The organism is Pseudomonas sp. MWU16-30316 (assembly GCF_020515645.1).
Classification (GTDB): Bacteria; Pseudomonadota; Gammaproteobacteria; order Pseudomonadales; family Pseudomonadaceae; genus Aquipseudomonas; species Aquipseudomonas cerasi.
The window spans coordinates 165897-181664 of sequence record NZ_JAIZAZ010000006.1 but is presented as its reverse complement, the minus strand read 5'-3'; the positions used below and the strand labels follow the sequence as shown (position 1 = coordinate 181664).

The 15768-nt window shown below is 59.7% G+C and carries 15 protein-coding genes; 6 read left to right on the top strand and 9 right to left on the bottom strand.

Going from position 1 to position 15768, the window contains the following annotated elements:
• Positions 1-30 precede the first annotated feature (30 nt).
• A complete protein-coding gene (locus LCH65_RS19720; RefSeq protein ID WP_003371417.1) occupies positions 31-900 on the top strand; it encodes a TauD/TfdA family dioxygenase in 870 nt (289 codons plus the stop codon).
• 42 nt (positions 901-942) lie between these two features.
• On the opposite strand, the gene LCH65_RS19715 is transcribed toward LCH65_RS19720, so the two are convergent.
• Positions 943-1458, bottom strand: coding sequence for a GNAT family N-acetyltransferase (locus tag LCH65_RS19715; RefSeq protein WP_004413976.1), 516 nt, complete (start codon positions 1456-1458; stop codon positions 943-945).
• A 154-nt stretch (positions 1459-1612) separates the two neighbouring features.
• Here LCH65_RS19715 and LCH65_RS19710 point away from each other — a divergent pair, with 154 nt between their 5' ends.
• On the top strand, positions 1613-2740 hold the full coding sequence (locus tag LCH65_RS19710) for a saccharopine dehydrogenase NADP-binding domain-containing protein (RefSeq protein WP_058415960.1): 1128 nt from the start codon (positions 1613-1615) through the stop codon (positions 2738-2740).
• A gap of 268 nt (positions 2741-3008) precedes the next feature.
• Positions 3009-4937 (top strand): methyl-accepting chemotaxis protein, encoded by a 1929-nt coding sequence (locus tag LCH65_RS19705; RefSeq protein WP_044308611.1) that lies wholly within the window; start codon positions 3009-3011, stop codon positions 4935-4937.
• A 206-nt stretch (positions 4938-5143) separates the two neighbouring features.
• Here the strand turns inward: LCH65_RS19705 and LCH65_RS19700 are convergent, their stop codons facing one another.
• Positions 5144-6076 (bottom strand): DMT family transporter, encoded by a 933-nt coding sequence (locus tag LCH65_RS19700; protein ID WP_003371426.1) that lies wholly within the window; start codon positions 6074-6076, stop codon positions 5144-5146.
• A 74-nt stretch (positions 6077-6150) separates the two neighbouring features.
• Between LCH65_RS19700 and LCH65_RS19695 the strand changes: the two genes are divergently transcribed.
• Positions 6151-7005 carry a LysR family transcriptional regulator gene (locus tag LCH65_RS19695; RefSeq protein ID WP_058415911.1) on the top strand — a complete coding sequence of 285 codons (855 nt, stop codon included), beginning with the start codon at positions 6151-6153 and terminating at the stop codon, positions 7003-7005.
• 51 nt (positions 7006-7056) lie between these two features.
• Here the strand turns inward: LCH65_RS19695 and LCH65_RS19690 are convergent, their stop codons facing one another.
• A complete protein-coding gene (locus LCH65_RS19690; protein WP_002552793.1) occupies positions 7057-8073 on the bottom strand; it encodes a 1-aminocyclopropane-1-carboxylate deaminase in 1017 nt (338 codons plus the stop codon).
• Positions 8074-8259: 186 nt separating this feature from the next.
• Between LCH65_RS19690 and LCH65_RS19685 the strand changes: the two genes are divergently transcribed.
• Entirely contained in the window at positions 8260-8766 is a 507-nt protein-coding gene (locus LCH65_RS19685; protein WP_032609981.1) for a winged helix-turn-helix transcriptional regulator, read from the top strand.
• Positions 8767-8913: 147 nt separating this feature from the next.
• The gene (locus LCH65_RS19680) at positions 8914-9822 is read left to right on the top strand and encodes a DUF808 domain-containing protein (RefSeq protein WP_003371432.1); all 909 of its coding nucleotides are present in this window, start codon (positions 8914-8916) and stop codon (positions 9820-9822) included.
• A 193-nt stretch (positions 9823-10015) separates the two neighbouring features.
• Here LCH65_RS19680 and LCH65_RS19675 read toward each other — a convergent pair whose 3' ends face one another.
• The 6 genes from LCH65_RS19675 to puuE all read right to left on the bottom strand — a co-directional run bounded on the left by LCH65_RS19675 (position 10016) and on the right by puuE (position 15679).
• Positions 10016-10801, bottom strand: coding sequence for an outer membrane protein OmpK (locus LCH65_RS19675; protein ID WP_003423373.1), 786 nt, complete (start codon positions 10799-10801; stop codon positions 10016-10018).
• Between the two features lie 365 nt (positions 10802-11166).
• Positions 11167-12459, bottom strand: a complete 1293-nt coding sequence (locus tag LCH65_RS19670; protein WP_004413965.1) for a urate hydroxylase PuuD — start codon at positions 12457-12459, stop codon at positions 11167-11169.
• Positions 12460-12464: 5 nt separating this feature from the next.
• Positions 12465-12977, bottom strand: coding sequence for an ureidoglycolate lyase (locus tag LCH65_RS19665; protein ID WP_003371439.1), 513 nt, complete (start codon positions 12975-12977; stop codon positions 12465-12467).
• Positions 12978-13200: 223 nt separating this feature from the next.
• On the bottom strand, positions 13201-14196 hold the full coding sequence (alc, locus tag LCH65_RS19660) for an allantoicase (protein WP_003371441.1): 996 nt from the start codon (positions 14194-14196) through the stop codon (positions 13201-13203).
• A gap of 41 nt (positions 14197-14237) precedes the next feature.
• A complete protein-coding gene (uraD, locus tag LCH65_RS19655) occupies positions 14238-14753 on the bottom strand; it encodes a 2-oxo-4-hydroxy-4-carboxy-5-ureidoimidazoline decarboxylase (RefSeq protein ID WP_003371443.1) in 516 nt (171 codons plus the stop codon).
• Positions 14750-15679 (bottom strand): allantoinase PuuE, encoded by a 930-nt coding sequence (gene puuE / locus LCH65_RS19650; protein ID WP_129485056.1) that lies wholly within the window; start codon positions 15677-15679, stop codon positions 14750-14752. Before puuE ends, uraD begins: the two co-directional genes overlap by 4 nt.
• Between the last annotated feature and the right edge of the window lie 89 nt (positions 15680-15768).

Genomic DNA, 15768 nt, shown 5'->3' with positions numbered 1-15768 from the left:
GCCATGCCAACAACCTGAAGGTGAGGGATCATGGATCAAATGGCACTCAAGGCCATAGAAGGCATCGCAGGCGCCGTGCGTGCGCCGTATCAGAGCATCACGGTCGACCGCCTGACACCGATCATCGGTGCCGAGGTCAGCGGTGTCGATCTGTCGCAGCCACCCAGTGCGGAGCAGTTGACAGAAATTCGCCGGGCCTTTCTGGAAAATCATGTGCTGGTGTTTCGCGATCAGCACCTGACGGTCGAACAGCACAAGGCGTTCGGTCGACTGTTTGGTCCGTTGCGCGCCTTGCCGGTGGACAGCATCGATGGCGATGACCCGGAACTGGTCGTGGTGCGCGCCAATGCGCAATCGCGTTTCGCTGCGGGCGAGCTATGGCACACCGACGGCACCGCTGATCTAGAGCCTTCAATGGGCTCGATGCTGTACGTCAAGGAAACCCCCGCCATCGGCACCGGCGGCGACACACTGTTTGCCAATATGCACCTGGCCATTGAAATGCTCTCGCCGGCGATGCAGCAGTTTCTCGGCGGGCTGACAGCCATTCACGATGGCGAGATTCCGTGGAAAGGCTATCAGCCGCCCGCCAACCTTCCGAAAAGCGAACACCCGGTGGTGGTTCGCCACCCTGAAACTGGGCGCCGCAGCCTATTCGTGAATTCCGGGTTCACCTCGCATATCGTGCAACTCTCGCCCGGCGAGAGCCGCACCGTACTGAATATGCTGTTCGATCTGATCGCCCGCGAACCCTGCCTCAGTTGCCGCGTGCGCTGGGAACCGAACACGCTGGTGTTCTGGGATAACCGCTGCACCCAGCATCACGCGGTGTGGGATTACTTCCCGCACTCGCGCTATGGCGAGCGAGTGACGATTCTCGGAGGGCGGCCCCAAGCCTGAAGGTGTTTGCGACTGACCGGCGAACGCCGGTCAGTTGCTTCATCAGCGCAGTGGCAGGTGGTATATCAGGTCGTCGAACCACTGATCGCCGATTTGATAGGCCTGCGGGACACGGCGCTCGAAGGTAAAGCCGCATTTCTCCAGAACCTTGCAGGAAGCGATGTTGCCGTCGGTCACGGTCGATTCCAGTGAATCCAGGCCGATGGCTGTTGCGTAGTCGATGATTGCGCGGCGTGACTCGGTGCCGAAGCCCTTGCCTTGATGTTCCGGCAGTAACAGACAGCCCACTTCGGCATGACCCGGCGACAGGATGCGAAAGCCGCTGACCCCCAGCTCTGCATCGTTTTGTGTGTCGGTGACCACCAGGCACAGCCAGTGATCGGACTCCGGCGTCCATTCGGGGAGGCGATGATCGAAGCCTTTGCGGATCTGCGCTTCTTCGATTTCTCCGAATACGTAGCGCATGGTCTCGGGCTCGGAGTGCAGCCTGAAAAACAGCGGCCAGTCGCTGGCGAGCAGGGTCCGCAGATAAAGTCGTTCGGTGTGTAGTTCCAGCATCCGTTGCTCCCGGGACAATCAAAAAAGGCACAGGGTTTTGTACCCGGCCTGCGGCCAATGATCAATAATGCACGCGCATTTCATTGCCATTGCTCACGGCAATCGTGGCGCAACGAGGCAGGGTCACATCCTTCTGCAGGTCAGGGACGAGTCAATGGCATTTCGCGTATTGGTCATCGGCGGCTACGGCAACTTCGGCAGCCTTATCTGCAATCATCTGGCGATGATGCCGGACATCGAACTGGTCATTTCCGGTCGCGACCCGCGCAAGCTGGCGGAAAAGGTTGCCGCACTGCAAACGCTGGCTGGCAGATTCTGCGAGAGCTGGTGCGTGGACATCATGCAGGACGGCGCGGGCAGTGAGCTGGGTGAATTGGGCATTGATCTGCTTATCCACACGGCGGGGCCTTTTCAGGGGCAGTCGTATGCCGTGGCCCGGCATTGCATCGAGGCGGGTGTGAATTATTGCGACCTGGCGGATTGCCGGGCATTTGTCGCCGGTATCGCCAGCCTCGATGCCCAGGCGCGTGAGGCAGGTGTCAGCGTGCTGAGCGGTTGCAGCTCGGTGCCGACGCTTTCGGCGGCCATCATCGATCAGCATCGCCAGCGTTTTCTGCGCATCGATTCGATAGAGCATGGCATCTCCTCGGCAGCGAAAATGCCCGGTCTGTCGACCGTGCGTGGCGTACTGGCCAATGCCGGGCGGCCGATCAGGCAACTGCGCAACGGCAAGGTTCACGAAGTCCATGGCTGGATGGACCTGACCCTGCGCCGGATGCCCGGCATGGGCACACGGCTGGTGGCCAATGTCGACGTCCCGGACCTGGATGTATTCGCGACACGCTATGCCGCGCAGCATCTGAGCTTCAAGGCCGGCTCCGCGCTCAAGGCCGGCGGCATCGCGACCTGGCTGCTGGCGCTGGCGATTCGCTGTGGGCTGCTGCGCGATCCTGCGTCATGGGCCGAGCGCCTGTACCGTTGGGGCGCGCGCTTTGAACAGTGGGGTGATCGAAAGAGCGCGATGTACATCGATGTCGATGGCGTCGACCTCGCCGGCCAGCCGTTGTACATGCGTGCGCAATTGACTGCACTGAACGACAAGGGCCCGGAGATCCCCGGCAGTGCTGCCGTCGCGCTGAGCAGCAAAATGGCCGGTGGCTATCGCCCACAACCGGGCGCACGGGCCTGCGTCGGAGAAATCACCGTAGACGAGTACCTGGCAGCGATCAACGAGCCGGAAAACATCCGGCTGGATGTTCATTTCACCGACCGCAACGTCTGACGCTGTTGCCAATCTCCGATGGCTCCGTACAGGCGAAGATCAAGGCAGTTTCATTGCGTGATCTTCCGGTTTCGCGCGGTGCCAATCATCGGAAAAATTCTGCTCAGGCGATTTAAATAAATATTCATCATCGCGCGCCGGCCCCGTAATTCATGGGCTTCAGGGTGCCTTCGATTGGCGCGTGCGTGATTCCGATAACGTTAACTATCAAGTTAAATCTTTCAGCGCCGACTCACGGGTATTCCGAAAAATCAAAGGCACACATGCAATGAGCGCAAAATGGTTGGACAATCTGAAAGTCAGCAAGAAGCTCGGGCTGGGCTTTGCCGCTATTTTGCTCGGAGTACTGACCGTCACCGTCATCGGCTACTCCAGCACCAACCTGCTGATCGAGCGCATGGGCAAAAGCAGCAAGGTCGCCGAGATCAAGGCTGACGTCCTGAATGCCCGGATTGCTGCGCAAGCCTATGCGACCGGCCCTACCGCCGCAGGTGTGCAGAATTACGCCAGCGCGCTGGATACCTTGAGCCGCAGTGTCGATCAGGGCCTGCAGGTGTTCGTGATCTCGAGCAACCTCGCCAAGCTGCGCGAGATCAAGGAGCAGGTGGGCGGTCTGAAGCAGACGTTCGACCAATTGGTCGGCATCAATCAGAAAGTCGACGAGGCGTTGAAACCGATCATCAAGGTGTCCGATGACGTCAGCGCGACCTTCGAGAATCTGCTGAACAAGACCATTGACGACACCTTGCGCTCGCCAAATGAAACCGGCATCAGGCAGGTCAAGATCGCTGGCGACCTGCGTAACGGCATGACCAATTTCCGTCTGGTGTTTCGCCGCTACCTGAGCGTTCCGAATGCCGACAACCGTCAGGCCACCTATAAGGCCGCCGACGCCCTGATCGCACAAGTGGACGCCGCTCGCAGCCAATTGCCTGTCGAGGCAAATGCTGCAGTGGATGCCGCGCTGGTGGCGTTGAAACAATACAAGGTCCTGATGTCGTCGATTTCGGACATGCTTCAGCAGACCGAGCAGATCCGCAACGATCTGCAACAGCAATCCGTAGCGACCGCAGCCCGTGCCGATGATCTGGCAGCGCTGCAGGTCATCAGTGCCAAGAAGGAACAACAAACCGCTGTGGTGCAATTGCTCAGCGTAGCGCTGGTCGTGCTGCTGGTCGGCATCTTTGCTGCGTTCCTGATCACGCGTCAGATTACCGTGCCTTTGAACAGCACCGTGATTGCGGCGCGCCGGATTGCCGACGGTGATCTGACCCATGACAGCAGCACCACCCGCCAGGACGAACTGGGCCTGCTGCAGAACACCATGCAGCACATGACTGTTTCGCTGCGCGGCCTGATCGGTGGCATCGGCAACGGTGTTACGCAGATCGCCACGGCGGCCGAACAATTGTCTGCGGTCAGCGAGCAGACCAGCGCGGGTGTCACCCTGCAGAAAAACGAAGTCGATCAGGTCGCCACTGCCATGAACGAAATGGCCTCTACCGTACAGGAAGTGGCGCGCAACACCGAAGACGCTTCGCAAGCCGCCAAACAGGCCAGCGAGCGCGCTGCTCACGGTAGCAGTGTGGTGCAGCATGCTACGCGCGAAATCGGGCAATTGGCCGGTGAAGTGCAGCAATTGGGTGAAGCCATGCAGCGTCTGACCGAAGACAGCGGCAAGATCGGCAGCGTGATTGACGTGATCAAAGCGGTCGCCGAGCAAACCAACCTGCTGGCGCTCAACGCAGCCATCGAGGCCGCAAGGGCAGGCGAGCAGGGTCGCGGTTTTGCCGTGGTGGCTGACGAAGTCCGCTCGCTGGCTCAACGTACGCAGAACTCCACAACTGAAATCGAAGCGCTGATCCAGGCGTTGCAAAAAGGTACAGGCGCCGCCTCGGGCCTGATGGACGCCAGCCTGCAGCGCACTGAAGGCACCGTGGTGCTGGCTCGTCAGGCCGAACAGGCGCTGGTGGAAATCAACCAGTCCATCGGCACCATCGAACAGATGAGTCAGCAGATTTCCGCCGCGGCCGAGCAACAGAGCGCCGTGACCGAAGAAATCAACCGCAGCGTACTCAGCGTTCGCGACATTGCCGATCAGTCCGCTTCTGCCACTGAGCAAAGCGCTGCGTCGACCGTCGAGCTGGCCCGTCTGGGCAGCGATTTGCAGAGCATGGTCGCGCGTTTCAAGATTTAACCTGCGCCAGGCTCTGTACGAAAAGTCGGCGAGCGAAGGTCAGGCGAGGCAAAAACAGGCGAGGAACGGCCGGGGTCGCGTTCGACTCTACGTGTTGTAAATGAGCATTCCGATTGGACTCGCCCCCGAGCCTGTTTTTAACGAAGCATCACCGAGCGCAGCCACTTTTCTTACAGAGCCTAAGCAAAGTCGGCCTCCTGACCCCATCAGGAGGCCGACTGCCGTTGTTCCGCCCGCACCACCATCCACACGCCGATACCTGACACCGCCATGCCTGACGCCATCTGCCAGGACAGCGGTTCGTCGAACATCGCCCAGGCCCAGAGCATCGTCACCGGTGGGCTGAGGTACAGCACGCTGGCGACGCGGGTCGCCGTCGCGCGGCGCAGACACACCCAATACAGTCCGTACCCTCCCAGGGTTGCCAGCCCCACCGTCCATAGCACGCTCAGCGCAAAGCCGGTACTGGCTACAGGCGCCAGGCTGCCCTGTGTGCCCTGAATAATCGCGAAGGCCATGCTGGAAACAGCGCATTGCAGCCACAGGTTGGGCAGCAGTGCCATAGGCTGTGCGGTGCTGGACTGTTTCTGCCACAGCGTCGCGATGGCCAGTGACAACATGCCCAGCAGCGGCAGGCCGTAGGCCCACAACGGTGCGTCACCTACCGCCAGCGCGCTGTAGGTCACCAGCACTACACCGATCAGCCCGACCAACAGTCCCGCCCAGATTTGCCAGGCCAGCCGTTGTCCGAGCACCACTGCCGCCAGGAGCGCCATGCCCATGGGCAACAAATCGGCAAACAGTGCGGCGAGTCCGGCGGGCACGCCCAGCGCAATGCCCTGCGTGACACCGGCGACGTAGCCGGCCATGGCCAGCAGGCCGATACCTGCGTTTTTCAGCAGCGTGGCCGGCGCGATCGATCTAAGTTGCCTGGCGACAAAAGGCAGCAGGATCAGGGTGACCACCACACAGCGCCAGAACACCACCAGCAGCGGCGGCGCATGTTCCAGCGAAAAGCGTGCGCCGACGAAGCCCGAACTCCAGGTCAGAACCAGCGCAGCTTCAAGCAGGGGCAAGGGAATGGCCTGGTGCCAGGCAGGCCGCGAGACGCTCGGAGCAATCGACAGGTATGGGTTCATGGACGCAGGTTACGAAAACGGCGTAGTCTAATAAATCAAAATTAAATGCATGACTTATTCAGGAAATCTGAATCATGACGGCCATTCTCGACATCGAACTGGTGCGCACCTTCCATGCGGTGGCGCGGATAGGAAAGTTTTCGGCGGCTGCCGAACAACTTCATAAAAGCCCGGCAGCAGTAAGTGTGCATATCCAGCGCCTCGAGGCCGTAGCGGGCGGGCGCTTGCTCAACCGTGACAACCAGGCGGTGTCGCTGACGCCACTGGGCAAGCGCCTGCTGTTGTCGACGACAGAGTTGCTGTCCACGCATGACCGGGTGCTGGCGGATCTGCAAGGTACTCATCTGGCCGGACGCATCACGCTGGGGGTTCCGGATGAGTACGCCGTGCATGTCATTCGCGACATCCTGCCAGTGTTCGCGGCCGCGTGGCCCAATGTCGTGCTGGAGTTGAAATCCGCACCCAGCTACGCCCTGCGCGAGCAGGTTGCGCGCGGCAAGTTGCAGACAGCAGTGATCGCGCAACCCAAAGGGCAGCTGAGTGCTGATACGCAGTTTCTGGTATCGACCAAGCCGGTCTGGGTCGGGCCGGCCAGTGCCGCACTGGGATCTGCGGACCCGTTGCCGCTGGCGATTCACGCAGCGCAATGTCCTTATCGTGGAGCCATGCTGGCGTCACTCAAAGACAACGGCCGCAAAACCCGTGTGGTTCTCGAAAGCCCGTCCAACCAGGCGATCAAAGCCTGTGTGGAAGCGGGTCTGGCGATCAGCCTCATCGATCGGAGCGGGGTCACGGAAGCCATGCAGATTCTCGATGACCTGCCTGAAATACCCGAGCACGAAATCGTCTTCCTGCGCTCGCTGTCGTCGCAGAACGACGAGGCGGTGAGCCTGCTGGCGCAGGCGCTGCAGAAGTATTTTCGGGTTTAGCCGGGAACACTGCAGCCGAAGTGTGTTATCGACTGCAGGAACGCTTTCGGCTCAACCGTCCTTGAACAGGAAGCTGTAGGCATTCAACGCCGGCACGCCGCCCAGGTGGGCGTAGAGCACTTTCGAGCCTTCGGGGAATTCGCCGTTGCGCACCATGTCGATCATGCCGTGCATGGATTTGCCTTCGTAGACCGGGTCGGTCAACACGCCCTCCAGGCGGGCGCAGAGGCGGATGGCTTCGAGGGTGCCATCGTTCGGCAGGCCGTATTCCGGGTAGGCATAGCGGGTGTCGAGCACCACGTCTTCGGCGGTGATTTCGCGGCCCAGCTCCACCAGTTTTGCGGTGTTCTGAGCGATACGCAGAACCTGCGCGCGGGTCTTTTCCGGTTTGGCTGACGCGTCGATACCGATCACACGCTGTGCCCGGCCATCGGCAGCGAATCCCACCAGCATGCCTGCGTGAGTACTGCCGGTTACCGAGCAGACCACGATGTAGTCGAACTTGAAGCCCAGTTCTTCTTCCTGCTGGCGCACTTCATCGGCAAAACGCACGAACCCCAGGCCGCCATAAGGGTGCTCCGAGCAGCCCGCTGGAATCGGAAACGGTTTGCCGCCGCTTTCCTCGACGTCGGCCATGGCCTTTTCCCAACTCGGGCGAATGCCGATATCGAAGCCTGCCGAATCCAGGCGCACATCGGCGCCCATGATGCGCGACATCTCGATATTGCCGACCCGGTCGTACAACGCGTCGGAATAGTTGACCCAATTCTCCTGAACCAGCACGCACTTCATGCCCAGATGCGCCGCGACGGCTGCCACCTGACGGGTCTGGTTGGACTGGATGCCACCGATCGACACCAATGTGTCGTAGCCGCCGTCGATGGCTTCCGGCACCAGGTATTCCAGTTTGCGGGTCTTGTTGCCGCCGAAGGCCAGACCGCTGTTGCAATCCTCGCGCTTGGCGTACAGCTCGACCTTGCCGCCCAGATGCTCACTCAAGCGTTTCAGTGGGGTAATGGGCGAGGGGCCGAAGGTCAGAGGGTAGCGCTTGAACTTGCTCAGGTTCATATCGGGTCTCCGTTGATAAGTTGATCCGGGCATTGAAGGTGGAACTCGATGTGTTTATCGAGCGGCCCGGCATGGCTCCCATCATAGGAAAACTGCGAATAATCGTGGTTGCAAAGAATTGTCTATCTACAAAATAAGCGTTAGCCTGAACACAGCTAAACAGACTTTTATTCTGTGAATTTCATTATGAAAGCAATAAATGAACGCACTAAAAAGTCCGGTGCTGACATGACGCCGCTGCTGGACAGGATTGACCGCGCCATCCTCAAGACCCTGCAACGTGACGCGTCCATTTCCAATGTGGCACTTGCCGAGAAGGTCAAACTGAGTCCGCCTGCGTGCCTGCGGCGCGTCGAGCGGCTGAAAGAGGCGGGCGTGATCAAGGGCGTGGTGGCGTTGCTCAATGGCGATGTTCTGGACGCAGGCATGGTGGTGCTGATCGGTGTCGTACTGGACCGCTCGACACCGGATTCATTTGCTCAATTCGAAGCCGCCGCGCAGAAGGTTTCCGGCTGTATGGAGTTTCATGTCGTCACCGGCGAGTTCGACTACTTCATGTTGCTGCGCACCAAGGACAGTCAGAGCTTCAACCGCCTGCACGCCGAACAGTTACTGTACTTGCCCGGTGTCAGACAGATCCGTTCGTTCATGGGGCTGCGTCAGGTCGTTTCCACGACACAGTTGCCCATTTGACGGGTTTCGGCGTGGCCTGTTTGCTGCATGCAGCGTCAAACGTTCACGTCTGACCAAGGTCAGAGTTGCTGACTGCCACACGATTGACTCTGGCGCATGATTCAATCAGCGCCGTTTCCTTTTTTTACTTGCTCAAGGATTTTCATTTTGGCTGCTGGAAGCTTGCTTACCCTGCTCGACGATATTGCGACGTTGCTCGATGATGTGGCGCTGGCCACGAAGAAGACGGCGGGTGTGCTGGGTGATGATCTGGCGCTCAATGCCCAGCAGGTCACCGGTGTTTCAGCGGATCGCGAATTGCCGGTTGTCTGGGCCGTGGCCAAGGGGTCGCTGCTCAACAAGGCCATTCTGGTTCCGGCAGCGCTGTTGATCAGCGCCTTCGCACCCTGGGCGATTCTGCCGTTGCTGATGATCGGCGGTGCGTTTCTGTGCTTCGAGGGCTTCGAGAAAATCGCCCATAAATGGCTGCATCCCGAAACCGGTGAAGAGCATGAGCAGCGCAAGCAGGCGTCGACGGATGCGTCCGTGGACATGGTGGCGTTCGAAAAGGAGCGCGTAAAAGGCGCGATTCGCACGGACTTCATTCTTTCCGCGGAAATCATCGTGCTCGCGCTGGGCGTGGTCTCGGCCAGACCCTTCATGGATCAGGTCGGTGTGCTGGTCATCGTCGCAGTGCTGATTACCGTGGGGGTCTACGGGCTGGTGGCCGGTATCGTCAAACTCGATGACCTGGGCCTGTACCTGAAGAAAAGTGCAGCTTCGGTGTCACAAAAGATCGGTGCTGGCCTGCTGTGGCTGGCACCGGTATTGATGAAAGTGCTGTCGATCGTCGGTACTGCCGCCATGTTCATGGTCGGCGGCGGGATCCTGGTCCACGGCCTGCCGTTCGCTCATCATTGGGTCGAAGGCGTGACTGAAGCGGCAGCCGGTGCGGTTGGCGGTCTGTCGATGATCGTTCCGACGCTGATCGATGCTGTTGCCGGGATCATTGCCGGTGCCGTGCTGGTGCTGGTCGTGACGCTGGTTGGCAAGGTCTGGAAAGCTGCGAAGGAGTGAGTGGAGGCGGTCATCCACACTTCTGATCCAGGGCCGTGGGCGCGAGCCGGGCGACGCTTAGCTTGCTCGCGAAGGGGCTGGTACAGCCAACCGAAGGGTGTCTGAAACACCGCCTTCGCGAGCAAGCTCGCTCCCCAGAGACCTATGTAACGTAGAGCTTGGGAGTGAGCGTCATCACCGTCAAACAACGTGCTTAGAAGAACACCTTCACCAGCAAACTCGCGGTGTTCTGATCGGTGTCGAAGGAGCTGGTGTCCTTGATACCGTATTTGTTGGTCCAGTAGTCGTACTCAATACCCACGTAGAGCTGCCGCTCCGGGTAATTCAGTGCCTTGCCCAGGTCATACTTGATCTGCGGGTTGAAGTGCAGGTTGGAGTGGTAAGTGCCACGCGAGGTTTTGTCGTTGTCGACCACCCAGTCCATGAAGCCGTCGATCAGCACATCCGATTTGCCCACCGGGATGGTGTAGGACCACACCGGAGTGATCTGCCACACGCCGTCGCCCGGGCGATTGCCTTCGGTCTGGCGCTGGTAGAAGTTAAGCTGGAAGTAGTCGAAACCCGGTATCTTCAGGTCGAACGCCGGACCGATCAGGTACGACTCGTTATCGCCTTCACCGAACTCGTAAGTTGCGGCAATCAGCACATCGCTGATCGGCCCGAACTCGAACTTCTGGCCGAAGATCTTGCCCAGCGACAGGCGTGGCGAGAACTCGCCGTAATAGGTGTTATCGCCAGCGGTTGCGTCTTTCTTGCCGTTGTAGAAGATCTTGTCGACGAAGAAGAAGTTGTCGCCGTACTTCCAGCTGTCCGCGTGCTCAAAGGTAAAGGTCTGCTGATTTTCCGGGTTGACAGCAAAGTCTCGTCCATTGAGATAGGTCAGGCTATTACTCTGCCACTGGAAGATATCCCCTGCCATGGCGGGTGCGGCAGCCAGCAGACTGCTGGCCAGTAATGCACTGGAAATCGTACGGTTCATGCGGTGAGCCCCTTGATGTAGATCGTGATTTTTTCGGACTGGCGCTCTATGCGTGACGCCTTGTCGGTGGTTGCAATAATTTGTCTGTCTGGTCAGCTTTGTGTTGTTAGCAAGAGCTGCGCCAATCAGTGAAAAAAAGTTTAAGTAACCCTTCAAACCGATATCGAAGTGTCGATTTCAGGTCTTTTTTTCCAATGCACAGCGTTCTGCGTGCCGTTCAGCCAGTGGGCCGCCCGGTCGGGTTCAGTTAGCGGGAAAGTGGTGGGCGGGTTGGCAGCGGCGGCGGAGGATACTGACTCGCGTCGCCGTGCTCAAGTGCTCCAGAGCAGGGCGTCTGGAGCGAAAACAGGGCAATGCCCGTTGCTTCAGTTGATGTGCGCGCCCTGATCGATCCAGGCGCCTACCAGATCACGTTCCTGCTGGGTCATCTGGGTAATATTGCCCAGCGGCATGATCGGCGCGGTGATCGCCTGCGCCTTGATACGCGGTGCCTGTTGCTGAATCTGCTCAGGCGTATCGAACATCACGCCGGCCGGAGCGACGCTGAACAACTGACTGGTAGGCGTGGCCGAGTGACAGACCGAGCAACGTTGCCGAATGACGTCGTGCACCGTGTTGAAGTCTGCACCTGCCACCTTGGCAGGTTCGGGCTGGGCAGACGCTGCCTGGGCAGGCGCAGCGGCGGGTTGCGCAGGTTGCTCATCAGCCCGATGACCGCCGACCGCTGTACCGGGCAGTGGCTGATAGACGATCCTGGCCGGTGGTTGCGCAGGGCCGGTGACATACGCCAGGCACAGCATGCCCAGCGCCGCGACCGGCAGGGTCCAGGCGAAGCGGTGGCTGTTGTGCCGCGTATTGAAGTAATGGCGGACCAGCACGGCCAGCAGCGCGATGCCTGCGAGAATCAGCCAGTTGTACTCACTGCCGTAAGTGCTTGGAAAGTGATTGCTGATCATGATGAACAGCACAGGCAGAGTGAAGTAGTTGTTGTGCCGTGAACGTAACAGGCCCTTTGCCGGCAGGCTTGGGTCCGGCGTACGGTTCTCGGCAATGGCGGCTACCAGCGCGCGCTGGGCCGGCATGATGATGCGGAACACGTTGCCGACCATGATGGTGCCCATGATCGCGCCCACATGCAGATAGGCACCGCGACCGCTGAACACTTTGCTGAACCCGTATGCCGCCGCGACCAGCAGCACGAACAGGACCACGCCCAGCAGGGCAGGGCGCTTGCCCAGTGGCGAGTCACACAGAAAGCTGTAGATGAACCAGCCGACGAACAACGAACCCAGGCCGATGTGCACGCCCTCGGCACCACTCAGGCTGCTGCCCGGTGCCAGCAGGTACAGCGTCGGGTTGGCGTAGAACACCACGCACAACAGCGCGACCCCTGACAGCCAGGTCGAATAGGCTTCCCATTTGAACCAGTGCAGATTCTCCGGCATGGTCGGCGGTGCGAGCTTGTACTTCTCCAGGTGGTAGATGCCGCCGCCGTGGATCGCCCACAGATCACCCGACAGGCCTTCACGCGGGTTACTGCGGTTGAGGTTGTTCTCCAGCCAGACGAAGTAGAACGATGCGCCGATCCAGGCGACGCCGACAATCATGTGAATCCAGCGCACGCCCAGATTCAGCCATTCCATCATATGTGCCAGCACGGTGTTTACCCTTCCAGTGGGTGGGGATCGAGAACCAGCAACTGGCTCTCGGCAAAGTAATGCTCGTCGCAGTTGTTGCCTTCGCCACTGCGATCAACCACCAGGAAGTCATCCCGCTTTTCGATCGTCAGCACCGGATGGTGCCAGACGCCGCGATGGTAATTGACACCCTGCCTGCCGTTCGACACGAAGGCGCGGGTCAGCTCTGATTCAGGCACATCGCCAACTGGCGCGACCACGATCAGAAAGGGGTTGCCGAGCAACGGCACGAACGCCTGACTGCCCAGCGGATGACGCTCCAGCATGCCGATGGTCAACGGCATCGGCAGCGCTTCGGCGCGGAAGATGCTGATGATCGCCTTGTCTTCCGGCTGCGCGGTCTGCACATCAGCCAGACGATGAAAGCGCATGGTCGAGCCGTTATTGATCATGAAGTGATCGCTGCCGTCGGTTTCGATCACATCACCGAATGGCGCAAAGGCTTCCTTGGTCAGTGGCTCGATTATCAGTTTGCGCATGCGGGTTCTTCTTCAATGGTTTTGAGGGTGGGTCGTTTGCACATTCGTATTGATGACTATCGTGCCAATGCTCTGCGCTGGCATGCATTTCGTGACGCTCTGCGTCACAACTCTACGCCGCGCCACACAGACTCAAGACTGGACGCAGAGCGTCCGGAACTGCATTCCCACGCAGAGCGTGGGAACGATAGCCTGTTGCCTTCTGCTGACTTCCGACGCGTTGTTACCTGGCCACCTTGCCCAGTACTCGCAGGCGGCTCACGCCCCCGTCCGGGAATACGTTCAGGCGGATGTGGGTGATCGGGCCGATCGCCTTGATCTGCTCGGCGAACTCGTGTTCTGCGTGCATGGTCAGCTTCTGGCTGGGCAGCAACTCGCGCCAGAACAGGCTCTGGGTTTCGATCTGGCTGTCGGTGCCACCCTTGACCAGAGCGCCCTGAATCGAGCAGCTGTCCGGGTAGTTACCTTTGAAGTGCAGGGTATCGACGATGACTTTCTCGACTTCGCCCTTATGCCCGAGTGCCACAATCACCCAATCGTTGCCGGGTGTGCGGCGGCGCGCGGTTTCCCAGCCGTCGCCCATGTTCACACCGCGCCCAGGGTTGAGGATATTGCTCATGCTGCCGTAATGTTCATCGGAGCAGGCAATCGATCGGCCGCCATTGAGCGCTGCAACCAGATCGATCTGCTCGTCCTCGCTGACTTTCGACCAGTCGCGATGCGGCACACCGTACACGCGCAGACGCGCGACGCCGCCATCCGGGTAGATGTTGAAGCGCAGGTGGCTGAACGCCTGATCGTTGCTGATCTCGTGGTAATGATGGCTGTTGCCTTGCAGCTCCACAGACGGCAGCACTTCGGTCCAGGCAGTGTTTTCATCGGGCTCGCCCGACGCCAGGAAGCACGCCTCCAGCGACGCGGAAGGCGGGAAGTTGCCGGTAAAAAACGAGGTGTCGATGTCCACACCCTTGATGGTTCCTGCCACACCGAGGCGAATCACTGCGCTGTCGTACCCTTCGAAACGCTTGCGGCGCGACTCCCAGCCGTCCATCCACTTGCCGTTGTCGTCGAACACGCCTTCTTTCCAGACGGCCGGGGTCGGCTGGAACAGCCGGTTGGCGTCGGCGAACCAGTCATCGGTGACCGAAAGGATTTTGGTGCCCAGACGTGCGTCGGCCAGGTTCACGAACTTCTCGAACGGTGCGGCGTAAACTTTCATGCTCTTTGTCTGCCTTCTGAATACGGTTATGACTGCGACGCTCAAAGCGCCTGTAGACGAAACAGTGCGATCTTGTTGATCTCGGCCAGGGCGCAAGCAAACTCGGCCTCGGGCGAGTGGTGGATGCGTTGTTCGAACGCTGCCAGAATTTTGTGCCTGTCGCTGCCCTTGACCGCCATGATGAACGGAAAGCCGAAGCGGGCCTTGTAAGCCTCGTTCAGCTCGGTAAAGCGCTGGAACTCCTCAGGCGTGCAGTGGTGGATACCGGCGCCGGCCTGTTCATCGGTACTGGCCTGAGTCAGCTCGCCCTGGACGGCAGCCTTGCCTGCCAGGTCCGGGTGGGCATTGATCAGTGCCAGTTGTTGCTCGTGTGTGGCACCCAGCAGGATCTCGCTCATGCGTGCGTGAAGGGTCTCGACCTGATCGAGATGCGCGCCTGTGCTTTGGTCGAACGCTTGCTGCGCGACCCACGTTGAGTGTTCGTAGATATCGGCAAAGGCCGCGATGAACGCCTCCCGGCCCAGGCTTGAAGGTGTCAGTGTCTTGAACGTGCTCATTGCTCGGCCTTGCCGCTAAACGGATGTTCAGTGTGCCAGTGCCGGGCGATATCGACACGACGAGTGAACCACACCTGCTCATGGCCTTTGGCGTACTCGATGAAACGCTTGAGTGCGGCGAGGCGGGCGGGGCGGCCGATCAGGCGGCAATGCAGGCCGATGGAAAGCATCTTCGGTGCGTCTTCGCCTTCGGCATACAGCACGTCGAACGCATCCTTGAGGTACTGAAAGAACTGCTCGCCATTGTTGAAGCCCTGCACCTGGGTGAAACGCATGTCGTTGGTGTCCAGGGTGTACGGAATCACCAGATGAGGCTTACCGGTCGGGTTGTTCGGCTCCCAGTACGGCAGGTCGTCGTCGTAGGTGTCGCAATCATAGAGAAACCCGCCTTCCTCCATGACCAGGCGCCGGGTGTTGGGGCCGGTGCGCCCGGTGTACCAGCCCAACGGCCGCTCGCCGCTGATGTCGGTGAGGATCTGGATCGCCTGGCGCATGTGCTCACGCTCCTGGGCTTCGTCCATGTTCTGGTAGTCGATCCAGCGATAGCCGTGGCTGCAGATCTCATGACCTTCGGCGACCATGGCACGGATCACCTCCGGATGACGTTGCGCAGCCATGGCCACGGCAAAAATGGTCAGGGGGATATCGAACTGCCTGAACAGCTTGAGAATGCGCCACACACCGGCGCGGCTGCCGTACTCGTACAGCGACTCCATGCTCATGTTGCGCTGGCCCTGGAGTGGCTGCGCGGCAACCATCTCGGACAGAAAGGCTTCTGATTCCTTGTCGCCATGCAGAATATTGCGCTCGCCACCTTCCTCGTAATTCAGCACGAAAGACAAGGCAATGCGCGCATTACCCGGCCAGCGTGGGTGAGGCGGGTTGTTGCCGTAACCGATCAGGTCGCGTGGGTAGTCAGCGCTCACTGCAAGCTTCCTTTTTCTACATGGGGTGCGTTGGATGCGTTAAGTCAGGTGCAATGCCAAGAGCGGTCAAGGCACTGTTGGGTCAAGAT